This is a genomic window from Lysinibacillus agricola, assembly GCF_016638705.1.
Lineage (GTDB): Bacteria > Bacillota > Bacilli > Bacillales_A > Planococcaceae > Lysinibacillus > Lysinibacillus agricola.
The window spans coordinates 4,489,087-4,507,264 of record NZ_CP067341.1; the positions used below are offsets into that span (position 1 = coordinate 4,489,087).

Genomic DNA, 18,178 nt, shown 5'->3' on the forward strand with positions numbered 1-18,178 from the left:
TTGGCAATATAAATGGTGAGCCATGAAGGACTCGAACCTTCGACCCTCTGATTAAAAGTCAGATGCTCTACCAACTGAGCTAATGGCTCAAAACTATGGTGCCGGCGATAGGAGTCGAACCCACGACCTACTGATTACAAGTCAGTTGCTCTACCAACTGAGCTACACCGGCATATGGTGGAGGATGACGGGCTCGAACCGCCGACCCTCTGCTTGTAAGGCAGATGCTCTCCCAGCTGAGCTAATCCTCCTGGGTATTATGCCTAGCGATGTCCTACTCTCACAGGGGGAATCCCCCAACTACCATCGGCGCTAAAGAGCTTAACTTCCGTGTTCGGTATGGGAACGGGTGTGACCTCTTTGCCATCATCACTAGACTATTAACGGCTTTCAATATACATCGTATCTTGAAACCCTTATGTATTTCGTTTTGAAGTTGATTACCTGTCCTTCAAGACAAGAATTATTGTATAACGTTTTCTCAAATTGTGCAATACTTTTTTATAAAAAAAAAGAAATTATTACTTTTTGAAGATATTTTTGTTACGTAAGAGAAATTATCACTCTGCTACTCATTATAACAATTGTTTAATCAAAAGAAAACAATTAATTTATAATGTCAAAACTAAATAAAAAATAAGCTATAATTTATTGCCTTATATTCTATTAATATATTTAATCATAGATTTTTTCTCTTCTTCATCTATTTTATTCAGGTGAAAGATCATTTGCCTTCTTTCACCTGAATAAATTTAACTTCTTTCAGCAAGTGTTCTGGTAGCGACAGCAACACACGACTGAGTGACCTACATCATGCTGTTGCTGTCGCTTCGCTTTCGCACAAAAAACATCTGTTGCTGCCGCTGCGTTAGCACTACGCTTTCGCACAAAAAACATCTGTTGGCCTAAAGCCTCCGGCGGATAGCAGACAGTTCCTTTTGTAATCTGTCTATTTCTTCAAATGTTGTTACTGGACCAAAAGAAATTCTAAAAAATTGGCGAGCTGCTTCCATAGAATAGCCCATTGATAAAATCGCCTTCGTACCAGATTCACTATGAATATCACAGGCACTTCCTGTGGAAATACATATCCCTGCTTCATTTAACTTTAACAAAACGTACTGGCCCTCGATTTTCTCCATCAAAATACCGCAAATATTAGGCAATTGATCCTTACATTCCATGATCCGGCACGTTTCTGGTAAATTTCGCTTCAAATATTCGCGTACTGCTTCAAAATGCTGCCGCTCATAATGATATTCTTCAATCGCTGTTGCAAAGGCGACAATTGCTGGAGTATCTAATGTTCCTCCCCTTAACCCACGCTCATGTGTCACACCTGGTGCTAATGCAGGGACACGGAGCTTTGGATTAATATAGATAGCTCCACACCCTTTTGGCCCACCTATTTTATGAGCTGAAACAGTCATAGCATCCACTTGCTGTTTTAATGGAAGCTTACAAAAAGACTGAACACAATCGACATGCAAGAGGACATTTGATTGTTTTGCAATCTCTGCAATTTTTTCTATAGGTTGAATAGAGCCTATCTCTGAATTTACATGTTGGATAGTGATTAAAGCCGTATCTTCTCGTATTGCTTCTCGTAATTGCTCCACATGAATACAACCATCTTGTTGTAAAGGTAACTTCGTGACTTCAAAGCCCATTTTTTTAAGTGTATTTAATGCTGCATGTACGGATGTGTGTTCAGCTTGTGATGAAATAATGTGCTTCCCTTTATTTGACGCTAAAGCTAATGACAAAATCGCAATTAGATTGCCCTCAGTTCCGCTTCCAGTAAAGATTACACCATCACTGTTTACTCCAAGAGATCTTGCTACAACAGCTCTTGCCTGTTCAACAAAATAATGCGCTTGCCCTCCTAAATCATGTAAGCTTGCACTATTTCCATAATACCGTTCTGCTACCTCACAATATGCTTTAAGAGCTTTTGGAGTCATTGGAGAGGTTGCAGCGTAATCTAGATAAATCATCTTATTCTCCTTTCTAGTTCATCAGGTCTTGTTTTCTTTTTTATTTTATGTAAAGATATGTGTCAAGACAACTGTAAAGAAGGTATAGGTATGGATGTAATGACAGATGTACTTATTATTGGTAGTGGCATCGCTGCACTTCAAGCTGCTCGGCTGCTAGGAGAACATTTTCAAGTACAGATTGTTACAAAGTCATCTGTAAAAATGAGTAGTTCTTATCGTGCTCAAGGCGGGATTGCTGCTGTTACGAGTCAAGAAGATCATCCAAAATTTCACATTGCCGATACATTGACTGCTGGTGAATTTCATCATGAAAGAAGGAATGTTGAAGTACTTATAAAAAACGGCACAGATATTATGCGTGATTTTTTAAAAGAAGGCATCCCAATTGATCGACAAGCTGATGGGTCGCCAGCTCTAGGCTTAGAGGGGGCGCATAGTCATCACCGTATTTTACATGCAGGTGGTGATCGTACTGGTCAAGTAATGATAGATTATTTGCTCGATCAACTTACATCTACTATCGTTGTGAATTACTACGAAATGGCTTACGAGCTTTTATTAAATACAAATGGGGATTGTGTTGGCGTTCTGACAAAAGGAGCAAAGGGAACGAAGCGCTATCTTGCCCACCACATCATTCTCGCAACAGGAGGTGCAGGCGCTCTTTATTCTTGTACGTCCAATTTTGCTACAAATACTGGCGATGGTATCGCTTTGGCCTATCGTGCGGGAGCTGCCATCAGTGATATGGAATTTATGCAATTTCATCCAAGCTTACTTTGGTGTAAAGGCGAGGCTAAAGGTTTAGTCTCTGAGGCTGTGCGTGGCGCCGGAGGAATATTTGTTGATGCACACCGTCATCCCATAATGAAAGGCATACATGAACAGCTGGACCTAGCACCACGCCATGTTACTGCACATGCGTTATTTGATAAACGTGCTGCTGGGCAAGAAACATTTATTGATATTTCAAATATTGAGCACTTTGAAGAAAAATTCCCTACGATTGCTCAGCTTTGCTATGACAATAACGTTAATTTACAAAATGGCTTAATTCCTGTGGCACCTGGTAGCCATTTCTTAATGGGTGGTGTTGTTGCTGATGACAAAGGAAGAACATCTATCTCTAATCTATATGCAATTGGAGAAGTTGCTTGTACTGGGGTGCATGGTGCCAATCGTTTAGCTAGTAACTCTCTTTTAGAAGGCATTACGTTTGGGCAAAGAATGGCCCAATACATTATTCAAACGGGTTGCAAGCAAGAAAATTTCTTGATTGATGACAAACATCACCAACAATCAATGCCGTCATTATTTACAAAAGATCAATTACAACAAACAATGATGCACACATTAGGCATTGTACGAAATCCTATCGATATGCAACAATTCGTACAACAATTGCCGTCATTGCAAATACTTCTTCATGCTGATTTAGATGGGTTGAATCGACAAGAACTTGAACTTTACATGATGCATACTGTCGCAACATTAATGGTACACGCAGCCATTACACGAACAGAAACTCGCGGAGCTCATATTCGCACTGATAAACCACAAAATGATAGACGGTGGGTAAACCGCTGGATCATTTTTCGACAAGGACAGATGAAAGTGAGGAATTCATTGTATGAATATCATCAAACTCGAGGAAATGCTCAAGCAATTTTTCAATGAAGATATAGGAGATGGGGACTTATCGAGTGAATTTATATTTTCTGCCGAACAGCAGGGATCTTTTTCGTTTTATGCGAAAGAAAGTGGCATTTTTTGTGGAGCCCTCATCATTGAGCATGGATTTCTTCTACTTGATCGATCAATGGAAATTATACTTTGTAAAAAAGATGGTGATGAAGTAAATACCGGTGATGTTCTCGCTGTTATTCAAGGTCCTCTTCAAAAGTTATTAATTGGTGAGCGGGTGATTTTGAATGTTATCCAGCGCATGTCTGCTATCGCTACAGCTGCAAATTTAGCGGTGCATGAAACAGCAGGCACTAATGCGAAAATATGCGATACTCGCAAAACAATGCCGGGAATGCGTATGTTGGATAAATATGCTGTTAGAATCGGTGGCGCCTACAACCATCGCAATGGTTTGTACGATGCGATAATGCTAAAGGATAATCATATTGCGTTTGCAGGTAGTATTACTAAGGCAGTACAGGCTGCCCGAGAGAAAATCGGTCACACTATTAAAATTGAAGTGGAAATCGAAACAAAAGCACAGCTAGTTGAAGCAATTACAGCCGGCGCAGACATCATTATGTTTGATAATCGTAGCCCTGAAGAAATACGTGAATGGCTTCCTGCCGTTCCCCCACATATTGCTACAGAAGCTTCAGGAGGCATCACACTGCAAAATTTAAACACCTATGCTAAAACAGGCATTCAATGGATTTCTCTCGAGGCGCTAACACATTCAGTAAAAGCCTTTGATATTAGTGCACTTGTACAAACGAAAGGAGCTAATTCCCTTGTCCATCACTAGTTTATTACAACAAACGTCACTACTACCAGAGCATTATCGTGGATTATCTAAAAATGAAATGGAATCTCGCATTATAGCTATAAAAAAGAGATTAGGTAGTAAACTCTTCATCCCTGGGCATCATTATCAAAAAGATGAAGTGATTCAATTTGCAGATGTAACAGGAGATTCTTTGCAGCTTGCTCAATTATCAGCAGCTAACAAAGAGGCTGAACATATAGTATTTTGTGGAGTACATTTTATGGCAGAAACAGCTGACATGCTTACAACTGAACAGCAGCATGTTTACTTACCTGATATGCGAGCAGGATGTTCAATGGCAGATATGGCAGACATTTATCAAACAGAACAAGCATGGCCGATTTTACAACAGCTTTTTGGCGATACCATTATCCCGCTAACATATGTCAATTCTACTGCTGCCATCAAAGCATTTACGGGAAGACATGGAGGAGCCTGTGTTACATCGTCCAATGCAAAAGAAATGGTTAAATGGGCATTTACACAAAAACAACGTATTTTCTTTTTGCCAGATCAACATTTAGGTAGAAATACTGCGTATGATTTAGGAATACCGCTAGAGAATATGGCAGTCTGGAATCCTCAAACAAATATGCTAGAGACAGATCAGTCCCCAGAAAACATCCAAGTCATCTTATGGAAGGGACACTGCTCTGTGCACGAGGGTTTTACAGTTCAGCATACGGAGTTTGTACGTAAAGCTCATCCAAATATGCACATCATTGTTCATCCTGAATGTAGTCGCGAGGTTGTTGCCGCTGCAGATGATGCAGGTTCTACAAAATACATTATTGATACGATTAATAAGGCACCAAGTGGTTCAGCATGGGCAATCGGCACAGAAATGAATCTCGTTAATCGTATTATTAAGCAGCATCCTGATAAGCAGATTATCTCTTTAAATGAGAACTTCTGTCCTTGTCTTACAATGAATCGAATTGACCTTCCCCATCTACTCTGGTCTTTAGAAAGTATAGAACAGGGGCAACCGCATAATCGCATTCAAGTAGATACTCACACAGCTGAAGAAGCACGTAGCTCACTTGAAAGGATGCTATTAAGAGCTTAAATGGCAAAACGTCTACTCATTTTTGGTAGACGTTTTATTTATTATAATTACTTGAGTCTTCAAACGTGAACATGTTGTGATGTTCAATTTTTAGAGAAAATTATTAGAATCTTAAAAACTATTCTTATACAAAAAAATGCAGTAGATGTATATTACATCTACTGCATTTTAGTATGACCCGTACGGGATTCGAACCCGTGTTACCGCCGTGAAAGGGCGGTGTCTTAACCACTTGACCAACGGGCCAATGGCGGAGAAGGAGGGATTTGAACCCTCGCGCCGGTTACCCGACCTACACCCTTAGCAGGGGCGCCTCTTCAGCCTCTTGAGTACTTCCCCAAATAAAAAATGGCTCCGAAGGCAGGACTCGAACCTGCGACAACCTGATTAACAGTCAGGTGCTACTACCAACTGAGCTACTTCGGAATAATGGTGGGCCTAAATGGACTCGAACCATCGACCTCACGCTTATCAGGCGTGCGCTCTAACCAGCTGAGCTATAGGCCCTTGGAGCGGGTGATGAGAATCGAACTCACGACATCAGCTTGGAAGGCTGAGGTTTTACCATTAAACTACACCCGCAAATATGGTGGGTCAGGACGGAATCGAACCGCCGACACTTAGAGCTTCAATCTAATGCTCTACCAACTGAGCTACTGACCCATATTTTTAAAAAATGGCGGTCCCGACCGGGATCGAACCGGCGATCTCCTGCGTGACAGGCAGGCATGTTAACCGCTACACCACGGGACCATTTGGTTGCGGGGGCCGGATTTGAACCAACGACCTTCGGGTTATGAGCCCGACGAGCTACCACTGCTCCACCCCGCGTTAATAAAATATTCTTTTCGAGTTTTTCAAGCACCATTTATAAAGATAAAAACTGGAGGAGGTAGAGGGATTCGAACCCCCGCGCGGTGTTACCCGCCTGTCGGTTTTCAAGACCGATCCCTTCAGCCAGACTTGGGTATACCTCCGTAACAATATATAAATGGTGGACCTTGCAGGACTCGAACCTGCGACCGGACGGTTATGAGCCGTCTGCTCTAACCAACTGAGCTAAAGGTCCTTTAAGATGGCGGCAGAGGGGATCGAACCCCCGACCTTACGGGTATGAACCGTACGCTCTAGCCAGCTGAGCTACGCCGCCAGGATCTTTATACTGGTTATCTTTTATGGTGGAGCCTAGCGGGATCGAACCGCTGACCTCCTGCGTGCAAGGCAGGCGCTCTCCCAGCTGAGCTAAGGCCCCATAAAATGGTCGGAATGACAGGATTCGAACCTACGACCCCTTGGTCCCAAACCAAGTGCTCTACCAAGCTGAGCTACATTCCGATAAATATTAATTTGGCGCGCCCGACAGGAGTCGAACCCATAACCTTCTGATCCGTAGTCAGACGCTCTATCCAATTGAGCTACGGGCGCTAATTATTAAAAGAAAAATGGTGCCGAGGGCCGGAATCGAACCGGCACGGTAGTCACCTACCGCAGGATTTTAAGTCCTGTGCGTCTGCCAGTTCCGCCACCCCGGCACATTTGGAGCGGAAGACGAGGTTCGAACTCGCGACCCCCACCTTGGCAAGGTGGTGTTCTACCACTGAACTACTTCCGCATGTGCATAAGATTTATTTATCCTGGCAATTATGAAATTCTAAAATATGGTGCGGGTGAAGGGAGTCGAACCCCCACGCCTTGCGGCGCTAGATCCTAAGTCTAGTGCGTCTGCCAATTCCGCCACACCCGCATATTTTGTTGGCAATTTAAATGGTGAGCCATGAAGGACTCGAACCTTCGACCCTCTGATTAAAAGTCAGATGCTCTACCAACTGAGCTAATGGCTCAAAACTATGGTGCCGGCTATAGGAATCGAACCCACGACCTACTGATTACAAGTCAGTTGCTCTACCTGCTGAGCTAAACCGGCTAATGGTGGAGGATGACGGGCTCGAACCGCCGACCCCCTGCTTGTAAGGCAGGTGCTCTCCCAGCTGAGCTAATCCTCCTGGGTTTTATGCCTAGCGATGTCCTACTCTCACAGGGGGAAGCCCCCAACTACCATCGGCGCTAAAGAGCTTAACTTCCGTGTTCGGTATGGGAACGGGTGTGACCTCTTTGCCATCATCACTAGACTATTGACGACCTCCAATACACGGCGTATTACTGCGTCAGCTTCTCTCGTTCAATCGGTCACGTACAGAGGTACGCTCCCTCATTCACTCGTTTGCTTCCTTGTACTACTTGTGTCTTGAAGCTCTCTTTGGCTTTCAATATACGTCGTATTTTGAAACCCTAAAATGAAAGGTTTTGTTCTTTCAAAACTGGATAAACGGTGCATTGAATGTTTCAAACATTTTGGTTAAGTCCTCGATCGATTAGTATTCGTCAGCTCCATGTGTCACCACACTTCCACCTCGAACCTATCTACCTCATCGTCTTTGAGGGATCTTACTTACTTGCGTAATGGGAAATCTCATCTTGAGGGGGGCTTCATGCTTAGATGCTTTCAGCACTTATCCCGTCCACACATAGCTACCCAGCGATGCCTTTGGCAAGACAACTGGTACACCAGCGGTGTGTCCATCCCGGTCCTCTCGTACTAAGGACAGCTCCTCTCAAATTTCCTACGCCCACGACGGATAGGGACCGAACTGTCTCACGACGTTCTGAACCCAGCTCGCGTACCGCTTTAATGGGCGAACAGCCCAACCCTTGGGACCGACTACAGCCCCAGGATGCGATGAGCCGACATCGAGGTGCCAAACCTCCCCGTCGATGTGGACTCTTGGGGGAGATAAGCCTGTTATCCCCGGGGTAGCTTTTATCCGTTGAGCGATGGCCCTTCCATGCGGAACCACCGGATCACTAAGCCCGTCTTTCGACCCTGCTCGACTTGTAGGTCTCGCAGTCAAGCTCCCTTGTGCCTTTACACTCTACGAATGATTTCCAACCATTCTGAGGGAACCTTTGGGCGCCTCCGTTACCTTTTAGGAGGCGACCGCCCCAGTCAAACTGTCCGCCTGACACTGTCTCCTGCCCCGCTAAGGGGCATGGGTTAGAATTTCAATACAACCAGGGTAGTATCCCACCGACGCCTCCTTCGAAGCTGGCGCTCCGAGATCTCTGGCTCCTACCTATCCTGTACAAGTTGTACCAAAATTCAATATCAGGCTACAGTAAAGCTCCACGGGGTCTTTCCGTCCTGTCGCGGGTAACCTGCATCTTCACAGGTACTATAATTTCACCGAGTCTCTCGTTGAGACAGTGCCCAGATCGTTACGCCTTTCGTGCGGGTCGGAACTTACCCGACAAGGAATTTCGCTACCTTAGGACCGTTATAGTTACGGCCGCCGTTTACTGGGGCTTCAATTCGCAGCTTCGCTTGCGCTAACCACTCCTCTTAACCTTCCAGCACCGGGCAGGCGTCAGCCCCTATACGTCACCTTACGGTTTTGCAGAGACCTGTGTTTTTGCTAAACAGTCGCCTGGGCCTATTCACTGCGGCTCTCATGCGCTTGCACGCTCAAGAGCACCCCTTCTCCCGAAGTTACGGGGTCATTTTTGCCGAGTTCCTTAACGAGAGTTCTCTCGCACACCTTAGGATTCTCTCCTCGACTACCTGTGTCGGTTTGCGGTACGGGCACCTCTCACCTCGATAGAGGCTTTTCTTGGCAGTGTGAAATCAGGAACTTCGTCCATATGGACTCGCCATCACAGCTCAACGTTATAGTGTGCGGATTTGCCTACACACACGCCTTACTGCTTGGACGCGCATAACCAACAGCGCGCTTACCCTATCCTACTGCGTCCCCCATTTCTCAAAACGGTGAGGAGGTGGTACAGGAATATCAACCTGTTGTCCATCGCCTACGCCTATCGGCCTCGGCTTAGGTCCCGACTAACCCTGAGCGGACGAGCCTTCCTCAGGAAACCTTAGTCATACGGTGGACGGGATTCTCACCCGTCTTTCGCTACTCATACCGGCATTCTCACTTCTAAGCGCTCCACCAGTCCTTCCGGTCTGACTTCAACGCACTTAGAACGCTCTCCTACCACTGACATCATAGATGTCAATCCACAGCTTCGGTGAATCGTTTAGCCCCGATACATTTTCGGCGCAGCGTCACTCGACCAGTGAGCTATTACGCACTCTTTAAATGATGGCTGCTTCTAAGCCAACATCCTGGTTGTCTGTGCAACGCCACATCCTTTTCCACTTAACGATTACTTTGGGACCTTAGCTGGTGGTCTGGGCTGTTTCCCTTTTGACTACGGATCTTATCACTCGCAGTCTGACTCCCGTGTATAAATATCTGGCATTCGGAGTTTGTCTGAATTCGGTAAACCGGGATGGCCCCCTAGTCCAAACAGTGCTCTACCTCCAGTATTCTCATCACGAGGCTAGCCCTAAAGCTATTTCGGAGAGAACCAGCTATCTCCAGGTTCGATTGGAATTTCTCCGCTACCCACACCTCATCCCCGCACTTTTTCAACGTGCGTGGGTTCGGGCCTCCAGTAAGTGTTACCTCACCTTCACCCTGGACATGGGTAGATCACCTGGTTTCGGGTCTACGACCACGTACTATTTCGCCCTATTCAGACTCGCTTTCGCTGCGGCTCCGCCTTCTAAAGCTTAACCTCGCACGTAATCGTAACTCGCCGGTTCATTCTACAAAAGGCACGCTATCACCCATTAACGGGCTCTAACTACTTGTAGGCACACGGTTTCAGGATCTCTTTCACTCCCCTTCCGGGGTGCTTTTCACCTTTCCCTCACGGTACTGGTTCACTATCGGTCACTAGGTAGTATTTAGCCTTGGGAGATGGTCCTCCCGGATTCCGACGGAATTTCACGTGTTCCGCCGTACTCAGGATCCACTCTGGAGAGAACGAACTTTCGACTACAGGGCTTTTACCTGCTCTGGCGGACCTTTCCAAGTCGCTTCATCTAACTCGTTCTTTTTGTAACTCCGTATAGAGTGTCCTACAACCCCAAGAGGCAAGCCTCTTGGTTTGGGCTCTTCCCGTTTCGCTCGCCGCTACTCAGGGAATCGATTTTTTTCTTTCTCTTCCTCCAGGTACTTAGATGTTTCAGTTCCTGGGTCTGCCTTCAAGACGCTATGAATTCACGTCAAGATACTACGCGATTAAACGTAGTGGGTTCCCCATTCGGAAATCTCCGGATCAAAGCTCACTTACAGCTCCCCGAAGCATATCGGTGTTAGTGCCGTCCTTCTTCGGCTCCTAGTGCCAAGGCATTCGCCGTGCGCCCTTAATAACTTAACCTACAGCTTTCAATACACATCGCATTTCGTCGTCAGCTTCACTCGTTCAGTCAGTCACGTACATAGGTACGCTCCTTCCTTCTCTCGATTGCTTCCTAGAACTACTCGTGTCTTGAAACCTTCTTCGTTATTAAGCCTATAAAAAAACTTAAAAAAATAAATGTGTTTGTTACAATTTCAATGTCGTTTTATCCAGTTTTCAAAGAACAAGTTTTGAAGTATTTCATTCGGAAGAATGAACCTTCAAAACTGAACGCAAAACGTAATCTTACAAACCCTAAGTTTGTATTCCGAAAATATCCTTAGAAAGGAGGTGATCCAGCCGCACCTTCCGATACGGCTACCTTGTTACGACTTCACCCCAATCATCTATCCCACCTTCGGCGGCTGGCTCCAAAAGGTTACCCCACCGACTTCGGGTGTTACAAACTCTCGTGGTGTGACGGGCGGTGTGTACAAGGCCCGGGAACGTATTCACCGCGGCATGCTGATCCGCGATTACTAGCGATTCCGGCTTCATGTAGGCGAGTTGCAGCCTACAATCCGAACTGAGAACGACTTTATCGGATTAGCTCCCTCTCGCGAGTTGGCAACCGTTTGTATCGTCCATTGTAGCACGTGTGTAGCCCAGGTCATAAGGGGCATGATGATTTGACGTCATCCCCACCTTCCTCCGGTTTGTCACCGGCAGTCACCTTAGAGTGCCCAACTAAATGATGGCAACTAAGATCAAGGGTTGCGCTCGTTGCGGGACTTAACCCAACATCTCACGACACGAGCTGACGACAACCATGCACCACCTGTCACCGTTGTCCCCGAAGGGAAAAACCATATCTCTACAGTGGTCAACGGGATGTCAAGACCTGGTAAGGTTCTTCGCGTTGCTTCGAATTAAACCACATGCTCCACCGCTTGTGCGGGCCCCCGTCAATTCCTTTGAGTTTCAGTCTTGCGACCGTACTCCCCAGGCGGAGTGCTTAATGCGTTAGCTGCAGCACTAAGGGGCGGAAACCCCTAACACTTAGCACTCATCGTTTACGGCGTGGACTACCAGGGTATCTAATCCTGTTTGCTCCCCACGCTTTCGCGCCTCAGCGTCAGTTACAGACCAGAAAGTCGCCTTCGCCACTGGTGTTCCTCCAAATCTCTACGCATTTCACCGCTACACTTGGAATTCCACTTTTCCTCTTCTGCACTCAAGTCCCCAGTTTCCAATGACCCTCCACGGTTGAGCCGTGGGCTTTCACATCAGACTTAAAGGACCGCCTGCGCGCGCTTTACGCCCAATAATTCCGGACAACGCTTGCCACCTACGTATTACCGCGGCTGCTGGCACGTAGTTAGCCGTGGCTTTCTAATAAGGTACCGTCAAGGTACAGCCAGTTACTACTGTACTTGTTCTTCCCTTACAACAGAGTTTTACGATCCGAAAAACCTTCTTCACTCACGCGGCGTTGCTCCATCAGGCTTTCGCCCATTGTGGAAGATTCCCTACTGCTGCCTCCCGTAGGAGTCTGGGCCGTGTCTCAGTCCCAGTGTGGCCGATCACCCTCTCAGGTCGGCTACGCATCGTCGCCTTGGTGAGCCGTTACCTCACCAACTAGCTAATGCGCCGCGGGCCCATCTTATAGCGACAGCCGAGACCGTCTTTCAATATTTCACCATGAAGTGAAATAGATTATTCGGTATTAGCCCCGGTTTCCCGGAGTTATCCCAAACTATAAGGTAGGTTGCCCACGTGTTACTCACCCGTCCGCCGCTAACGTCAAAGGAGCAAGCTCCTTCTCTGTTCGCTCGACTTGCATGTATTAGGCACGCCGCCAGCGTTCGTCCTGAGCCAGGATCAAACTCTCCATAAAAAGAAATTTGATTAGCTCAAATTGTTTTGCTGGCATCATGTTTGATGTCCAAAATTTTGTTTCATTCACTAACTCGAGGTTAGCTATTAGAAACTTTATTGATTACGTTTTGCTTGTTCAGTTTTCAAGGTTCATTGTTCAGTCGTTTTTCAGCGACTTCTTTATAATAACATTCAACTCAATCCGTGTCAATAACTTTTTCAAAAAAGCTTTTTTCATTTCGTTGAGTTTTTTGTTATGTCTTAGCGACAATTAATATACTACAATATCAACATATTAATCGTCAATACTTTTTATAAAAAAATATCGAGGTATTTTTCGATACCTCGATTACTAGCATACTACAGTCCTTGCTCCATTTCTAGAGCTTCTTTATTTACCTTATAATGACGGTGGAATATCATTTCACTTTTCGCAACGATAGGTTCAATTTGAATATAGCCTTTGTCCACTAGATATTCTACGAACACCTCTAAATCTACTGAATAGTTCATGAGCTCATCATGATCGTGTAATTCCTGAATCGTCCAAGTCTCTTTTGTTTGCATTACTTCTAAAATATGTTGAGCACCGTCTCGAGTACGTGAGTGTATTAAAAACTCACTTGCTAAAAACAATAACTCTAACCGTTTTTCTATCGGTTCATTACTTGTAACGAGCTCCTCGTATAATTTATAAATCGCTGGTTCTATTTTTTTTACCTGTGCCCAAACAGTTACTTCTGGATAAAGCCCACTATCAATGATGGATAAACGGCCCAAATGATGTAACGAATCTACTACATGATTATAAGCATCCAGATAGCTACCCTTATCAAAGTATTCTTTTCCTTCTAAGTAACGTCGAATTAACTTTGAAAATTGAATGCCAGTTTTGATTTTACGACCACTAAACGGAAACTCCTGTAATTCAATTTTTAATTTATGAAGAAATTCATTACGATCAAATAATACCCTACCAAAGAAAATCCAATCGACCACTTTTTTATTTGAGCCAATTAGTAGCCATTTTCGTATTATTTTCTCAGTAACAGTATGTAAAGCTACTTTATTTCCTTCATATAAGTAATGTTTCGTAAAGACAGGCTTTTCTGCTTCCTTTACAATAATAAGCAAGACTGTATCAAATGTATCTGTAACATTACTTTTTTCCTCGCGTTTTCCCACTAAAATAACGCCTAATGTATTCGACTGACTTGCACGTTCCTGATATATTGGACGCAAAACTTGTTCCATGTTCAATCCCCCTCTATTTGCTTGTGACCTTTTTCTTCATTCAGTTGGTGTCACGGATTTTCACCGGACTCAATTACGCCAAGGCGAATTGATTTCGTTAAAATTTCGACATACTCTAAAAGTATTCCTTCTTTCCACGTTCTCAAAGCTAAAATACTTTGTTCTTATATGTTATAGTAGATTTTAGATTGGGAGGCAAGATGATAAATGAAACCTTACAAAAGTAAAATTAATAAAATTCGTTCATTCGCATTAGCACTTATTTTTATCGGCTTTGTAGTTATGTATGGGGGAATCTTCTTTAAAAACAATCCTATTCTAGTATTAATTTTCATGACACTTGGTGTACTTTGTATTATTGGTAGTACAGTCGTATATGCATGGATTGGGCTACTCTCAACAAAAGCTATTCAAGTGGAATGCCCTAATTGCCATAAGTACACAAAAGTATTAGGCCGTGTAGATATGTGTATGTACTGCAATGAACCATTAACGCTAGATCCAACTCTAGAAGGAAAAGAGTTCGACCAATCTTATAATAAGACAAAAAAATCCTAGCCCTCATAGAAGAGCTAGGATTTTTTATTGCACTTTTGCAGATGCATCTTTACACGATGGACAAGTGCCGTAAATCTCCAAACGATGCGAATGCACATCAAAGCCTGTTACTTGTGATGCAAATTGTTCAATTTCGTCGAGACCAGGATAATGGAAATCGACTATTTTCCCACAGCATTCACAAATCATATGATAATGATCATTAGTAATGAAATCGAAGCGACTTGAAGCATCACCAAAAGTTAGTTCTTTCACTAGACCAACTTCACGAAAAACGCGAAGGTTATTATAGACAGTGGCTACACTCATATTTGGGAATTTCCCTTCAAGTGCTTTATAAATTTCATCGGCCGTTGGATGTGCCATTGATTGAATTAAATATTCCAAAATAGCATGACGCTGAGGAGTAATACGTACACCAGTAGTTTTTAACGTGTCAAGTGCATCCTGTAAATGCGTTGCAGACATCGTCATGCACCTCTTCCATAAAGATTATTAATTTATAATAGTTATAATTAGTGTATCGAATTCAACTTACTTCTGTCAACAATCACACATGTTTCAGATTAATTAACTGCCCTCAACTTAATTTGCGAACAGCTAAATGATCATCTCTTCTTTTCTTTCTCAATAGCCTCTTGATAAATCCATGACATTTTCTAAATCTGTTTCACCACGTAACCACTTCTCTAAACTTGGCTTAAAAATCTCTAAGCTACGCTCAACATATCGAGATGAGTGACTTGATATATGCGGAGATACTATAACATTCGGTAAAGTCCAGAAAGGATGATCTGCAGCTACAGGCTCTTGTTCAAATACGTCTAGTACAGCATAACCAATTTCACCTGATTGAATGGCATGAATCAGAACACTTTCCTCTACTAAGTTTCCACGACCAAAATTCATGAAAATAGCATCATTTTTCATCGCTGTAAAATGTTCTTCTTTCAATAAATGTGTAGTCTCTTCTGTTTTAGGTAATACAGAAATGACAATATCAGCCTTAGGTAAAGCTTCGATTAATTGATCAAAGCTCACCATGTCATTCATGTTAGCCGCTTCATTCCCCGAACGATTACAGCCAATTGTCACAACACCAAAAGCTTGCAATAAGCGGCCTACTTCCGAGCCAATAGCTCCCGGTCCTAAAATAAGTGCTGTACTATCACGCAACTCGGTTTGCTTCGCTTTTTTCGACCATTCACTTTTCTTCTGCTGATCATACACCCAAGGCAGTGCGCGCTTAATCGCTAAAATATGGGCAAGCATTGATTCTGCCATTGGTGTTTTATGAATGCCACGTACATTTGAAACTAAAAACCCTCGTTCAATAATGGCTTGAGCTGGCATTTTCTCTATCCCTGCTGAAGCTACAAAAATCCACTTAAGCTTTTTCGCAAACTGAATATTTTCATCAGTTAAATCTTCACCATATGTTACAAGCACATCTGCTTTTTGTAGTTCATCATTTGATAAGCCATTTTCAAAAATAAAATCTACTTGTGGAAATTCTTTTACAAGTGGCTCACGTAAATTTGGTCTTGGTTCAAACGTAAAATAAATCCTCATTGCGTCGCCTCCCTTTCTGCTAAATATGTATATACTTCTTCAATATGATTTTTCACACGTACTTTACGCCAAGACTTTATCAAATTTCCTTCTGTATCAATTAAAAACGTCGAACGTTCTATCCCCATATATTCACGCCCATACATTTTCTTCAGCACCCATACTCCATACGTCTCTGCTACGGCATGATCCTCATCTACTAATAATGAGAATGGTAATCCATGCTTATCTATAAATTTGGTATGTTTTTTTGCATCGTCAGGGCTAATACCGAGGACAACTGCATTTAATTTACTAAAATCCTCATGCTTATCACGGAAGTCACAAGCCTCCGTAGTACAGCCTGGCGTCATATCTTTAGGATAAAAATATAAAATAACATTTTGTCCTTTGAAATCCGCTAACTTTACTATTTCTCCTTCTTCATTCATAAGGGAAAAATCTGGTGCTTTTTTTCCTTCTATTAAAGTCATATGAATCTCCCCCTCTGTATGCTCTATTTTACTCTAAGTGATAAAACAAGTCATATCTCTTAATTTCTTTGGATTTCTTGCACTGATAGGTCTACAATAGATGGAGTATAAAGATTTAGGAGGCAATATATATGAATCACACAAAATCTGAAGCAGTACACGCAGAAGCGCTACAGCATATCGTTGGTGGTGTAAATAGCCCTTCTCGTTCTTATAAAGCAGTTGGCGGAGGCTCACCTGTTGCAATGGCTCGTGGGAAAGGTGCATATTTTTGGGATGTTGATGGCAACCGTTATATCGACTATCTAGCAGCTTACGGTCCAATCGTTACTGGTCACGGTCACTCGCATATCGCAAAGGCTATTACACACGCAGCTGAAAATGGCACTTTGTTTGGTACTCCAACTGAATACGAGGTTACTTTTGCTAAAATGCTAAAAGAAGCAATCCCTTCTATGGATAAAGTACGCTTTAATAACTCTGGTACAGAAGCTGTCATGACAACGATTCGTGTTGCACGTGCTTATACAGGCCGTACAAAAGTTATGAAATTCGCTGGCTGCTACCATGGTCACTTTGACTTAGTATTAGTAGCTGCTGGTTCTGGTCCCGCAACATTAGGTACACCAGACTCAGCAGGTGTGACAACTTCAACTGCCGAGGAAGTAATTACTATACCATTTAACAACCCTGAAGCATTTACAGAGGCTATGGATAAATGGGGCGATCAAATCGCTGCTATTTTAATAGAGCCTATTGTTGGAAACTTCGGTATTGTAGAGCCTAACCATGGCTTCCTAGAATTAGTTCATGCCATTGCAAAGGAAAAAGGAGCATTAACTATTTACGATGAAGTTATTACTGCATTCCGCTTCCACTATGGTGGCGCTCAAAACTTATTAGGTTTAACGCCTGACCTAACTGCTCTCGGTAAAGTAATCGGTGGTGGTTTACCAATCGGTGCATATGGTGGCCGCAAAGAGATTATGGATACAGTTGCTCCACTTGGCCCTGCCTATCAAGCAGGCACAATGGCAGGAAACCCTGCATCTATGCAAGCTGGTATTGCCTGCCTAGAAGTATTACAAACTCCGGGTATTTATGATGAGATGGACCGTCTTGGAGGCATTTTAGAAGAAGGTATCTTGGCTGCCGCGAAAAAACATGATGTAACAATTACTGTTAATCGCCTTAAAGGGGCTCTTACAATTTACTTTACAGATGTGAAAGTAGAAAACTATGAGCAGGCTGAAAACTCAGACGGTGAAATCTTTGGCCGCTTCTTTAAATTAATGCTTGAACAAGGGATCAATTTAGCTCCATCTAAATATGAGGCATGGTTCTTAACAACAGAGCATACAGAAGCAGATATTCTTGAAACAATTAAAGCAGTAGATTACGCATTTTCACAATTGTAATTATGTGAATGCACAAAGGCACAAAATCGACAATTGCTTTCGAGCTAATGGGATTACTTTATCTGCTAAACACCTTGTGAGAAGAGCAATTTAGAACCGTGTCTTAAATTAACTATAACTATAAATTATAAGGCGGCTCCCTATGAGTCGTCTTTTTCATGTAAATGACATACAAATCTATGTATTTTATGAACACTTCC

The 18,178-nt window shown here is 43.4% G+C and carries 11 protein-coding genes, 23 tRNA genes and 4 rRNA genes; 5 read left to right on the forward strand and 33 right to left on the reverse strand.

Going from position 1 to position 18,178, the window contains the following annotated elements:
- Positions 1 to 13: 13 nt before the first annotated feature.
- The 6 genes from FJQ98_RS22410 to FJQ98_RS22430 all read right to left on the reverse strand — a co-directional run bounded on the left by FJQ98_RS22410 (position 14) and on the right by FJQ98_RS22430 (position 1,997).
- A tRNA-Lys gene (locus tag FJQ98_RS22410) sits at positions 14 to 89 on the reverse strand.
- 7 nt (positions 90 to 96) lie between these two features.
- Positions 97 to 172 (reverse strand) — tRNA-Thr (locus FJQ98_RS22415).
- A gap of 3 nt (positions 173 to 175) precedes the next feature.
- A tRNA-Val gene (locus tag FJQ98_RS22420) sits at positions 176 to 251 on the reverse strand.
- A 10-nt stretch (positions 252 to 261) separates the two neighbouring features.
- A 5S ribosomal RNA gene (gene rrf, locus FJQ98_RS22425) occupies positions 262 to 377 on the reverse strand.
- A gap of 385 nt (positions 378 to 762) precedes the next feature.
- Positions 763 to 897 (reverse strand): hypothetical protein, encoded by a 135-nt coding sequence (locus FJQ98_RS27335; RefSeq protein WP_277815949.1) that lies wholly within the window; start codon positions 895 to 897, stop codon positions 763 to 765.
- 8 nt (positions 898 to 905) lie between these two features.
- Positions 906 to 1,997 (reverse strand): cysteine desulfurase family protein, encoded by a 1,092-nt coding sequence (locus FJQ98_RS22430; protein ID WP_053595062.1) that lies wholly within the window; start codon positions 1,995 to 1,997, stop codon positions 906 to 908.
- Between the two features lie 90 nt (positions 1,998 to 2,087).
- Between FJQ98_RS22430 and nadB the strand changes: the two genes are divergently transcribed.
- The 3 genes from nadB to nadA are packed head-to-tail and all read left to right on the forward strand — an operon-like array spanning position 2,088 to position 5,581.
- Positions 2,088 to 3,677: an L-aspartate oxidase gene (gene nadB, locus FJQ98_RS22435; protein ID WP_053595063.1), complete on the forward strand. Its 1,590-nt coding sequence runs from the start codon at positions 2,088 to 2,090 to the stop codon at positions 3,675 to 3,677.
- The gene (gene nadC / locus FJQ98_RS22440; protein ID WP_201406549.1) at positions 3,631 to 4,491 is read left to right on the forward strand and encodes a carboxylating nicotinate-nucleotide diphosphorylase; all 861 of its coding nucleotides are present in this window, start codon (positions 3,631 to 3,633) and stop codon (positions 4,489 to 4,491) included. Before nadB ends, nadC begins: the two co-directional genes overlap by 47 nt.
- On the forward strand, positions 4,478 to 5,581 hold the full coding sequence (gene nadA / locus FJQ98_RS22445) for a quinolinate synthase NadA (RefSeq protein WP_053595065.1): 1,104 nt from the start codon (positions 4,478 to 4,480) through the stop codon (positions 5,579 to 5,581). The genes nadC and nadA overlap by 14 nt, the downstream gene beginning before the upstream one ends.
- Positions 5,582 to 5,755: 174 nt before the next feature.
- Here nadA and FJQ98_RS22450 read toward each other — a convergent pair.
- The 24 genes from FJQ98_RS22450 to FJQ98_RS22565 form a co-directional block, all read right to left on the reverse strand.
- Positions 5,756 to 5,827 (reverse strand) — tRNA-Glu (locus tag FJQ98_RS22450).
- Positions 5,828 to 5,829: 2 nt separating this feature from the next.
- Positions 5,830 to 5,920: transfer RNA gene (locus tag FJQ98_RS22455), tRNA-Ser, on the reverse strand.
- 10 nt (positions 5,921 to 5,930) lie between these two features.
- Positions 5,931 to 6,007 (reverse strand) — tRNA-Asn (locus FJQ98_RS22460).
- 4 nt (positions 6,008 to 6,011) lie between these two features.
- Positions 6,012 to 6,088, reverse strand: a tRNA-Ile gene (locus FJQ98_RS22465).
- 1 nt (position 6,089) lies between these two features.
- A tRNA-Gly gene (locus tag FJQ98_RS22470) sits at positions 6,090 to 6,163 on the reverse strand.
- Between the two features lie 5 nt (positions 6,164 to 6,168).
- Positions 6,169 to 6,244, reverse strand: a tRNA-Phe gene (locus FJQ98_RS22475).
- A 14-nt stretch (positions 6,245 to 6,258) separates the two neighbouring features.
- Positions 6,259 to 6,334: transfer RNA gene (locus FJQ98_RS22480), tRNA-Asp, on the reverse strand.
- A gap of 3 nt (positions 6,335 to 6,337) precedes the next feature.
- Positions 6,338 to 6,412: transfer RNA gene (locus tag FJQ98_RS22485), tRNA-Met, on the reverse strand.
- A 53-nt stretch (positions 6,413 to 6,465) separates the two neighbouring features.
- Positions 6,466 to 6,558: transfer RNA gene (locus FJQ98_RS22490), tRNA-Ser, on the reverse strand.
- Between the two features lie 15 nt (positions 6,559 to 6,573).
- Positions 6,574 to 6,650 (reverse strand) — tRNA-Ile (locus FJQ98_RS22495).
- A gap of 7 nt (positions 6,651 to 6,657) precedes the next feature.
- Positions 6,658 to 6,731: transfer RNA gene (locus FJQ98_RS22500), tRNA-Met, on the reverse strand.
- 26 nt (positions 6,732 to 6,757) lie between these two features.
- A tRNA-Ala gene (locus tag FJQ98_RS22505) sits at positions 6,758 to 6,833 on the reverse strand.
- Between the two features lie 6 nt (positions 6,834 to 6,839).
- Positions 6,840 to 6,916, reverse strand: a tRNA-Pro gene (locus tag FJQ98_RS22510).
- Between the two features lie 13 nt (positions 6,917 to 6,929).
- A tRNA-Arg gene (locus FJQ98_RS22515) sits at positions 6,930 to 7,006 on the reverse strand.
- 18 nt (positions 7,007 to 7,024) lie between these two features.
- Positions 7,025 to 7,113 (reverse strand) — tRNA-Leu (locus tag FJQ98_RS22520).
- Positions 7,114 to 7,118: 5 nt separating this feature from the next.
- Positions 7,119 to 7,193, reverse strand: a tRNA-Gly gene (locus tag FJQ98_RS22525).
- Between the two features lie 47 nt (positions 7,194 to 7,240).
- Positions 7,241 to 7,325: transfer RNA gene (locus FJQ98_RS22530), tRNA-Leu, on the reverse strand.
- Positions 7,326 to 7,346: 21 nt separating this feature from the next.
- A tRNA-Lys gene (locus tag FJQ98_RS22535) sits at positions 7,347 to 7,422 on the reverse strand.
- Positions 7,423 to 7,429: 7 nt separating this feature from the next.
- Positions 7,430 to 7,505: transfer RNA gene (locus FJQ98_RS22540), tRNA-Thr, on the reverse strand.
- Positions 7,506 to 7,508: 3 nt separating this feature from the next.
- Positions 7,509 to 7,584: transfer RNA gene (locus FJQ98_RS22545), tRNA-Val, on the reverse strand.
- 10 nt (positions 7,585 to 7,594) lie between these two features.
- Positions 7,595 to 7,710: ribosomal RNA gene (rrf, locus tag FJQ98_RS22550) — 5S ribosomal RNA — on the reverse strand.
- Between the two features lie 223 nt (positions 7,711 to 7,933).
- Positions 7,934 to 10,864 (reverse strand): 23S ribosomal RNA (locus tag FJQ98_RS22555).
- Between the two features lie 305 nt (positions 10,865 to 11,169).
- A 16S ribosomal RNA gene (locus FJQ98_RS22560) occupies positions 11,170 to 12,722 on the reverse strand.
- The 16S, 23S and 5S rRNA genes sit together here with 20 tRNA genes alongside, the layout of an rRNA operon.
- A gap of 341 nt (positions 12,723 to 13,063) precedes the next feature.
- Positions 13,064 to 13,957 (reverse strand): nucleotidyltransferase-like protein, encoded by an 894-nt coding sequence (locus FJQ98_RS22565; protein ID WP_053597084.1) that lies wholly within the window; start codon positions 13,955 to 13,957, stop codon positions 13,064 to 13,066.
- Positions 13,958 to 14,164: 207 nt separating this feature from the next.
- Here FJQ98_RS22565 and FJQ98_RS22570 point away from each other — a divergent pair, with 207 nt between their 5' ends.
- The gene (locus tag FJQ98_RS22570) at positions 14,165 to 14,515 is read left to right on the forward strand and encodes a YgzB family protein (protein WP_053597085.1); all 351 of its coding nucleotides are present in this window, start codon (positions 14,165 to 14,167) and stop codon (positions 14,513 to 14,515) included.
- A gap of 24 nt (positions 14,516 to 14,539) precedes the next feature.
- On the opposite strand, the gene perR is transcribed toward FJQ98_RS22570, so the two are convergent.
- From perR to bcp, 3 genes are all read right to left on the reverse strand, one after another.
- Positions 14,540 to 14,983 (reverse strand): peroxide-responsive transcriptional repressor PerR, encoded by a 444-nt coding sequence (gene perR, locus FJQ98_RS22575; RefSeq protein WP_053597086.1) that lies wholly within the window; start codon positions 14,981 to 14,983, stop codon positions 14,540 to 14,542.
- A gap of 159 nt (positions 14,984 to 15,142) precedes the next feature.
- Complete coding sequence (locus FJQ98_RS22580) at positions 15,143 to 16,087, reverse strand: D-2-hydroxyacid dehydrogenase (RefSeq protein WP_053597087.1); 945 nt, start codon at positions 16,085 to 16,087, stop codon at positions 15,143 to 15,145.
- A complete protein-coding gene (bcp, locus tag FJQ98_RS22585; protein WP_053597088.1) occupies positions 16,084 to 16,560 on the reverse strand; it encodes a thioredoxin-dependent thiol peroxidase in 477 nt (158 codons plus the stop codon). Before bcp ends, FJQ98_RS22580 begins: the two co-directional genes overlap by 4 nt.
- A gap of 131 nt (positions 16,561 to 16,691) precedes the next feature.
- Here bcp and FJQ98_RS22590 point away from each other — a divergent pair, with 131 nt between their 5' ends.
- Positions 16,692 to 17,978 (forward strand): glutamate-1-semialdehyde 2,1-aminomutase, encoded by a 1,287-nt coding sequence (locus FJQ98_RS22590; protein WP_053597089.1) that lies wholly within the window; start codon positions 16,692 to 16,694, stop codon positions 17,976 to 17,978.
- The last annotated feature ends 200 nt before the right edge of the window (positions 17,979 to 18,178 follow it).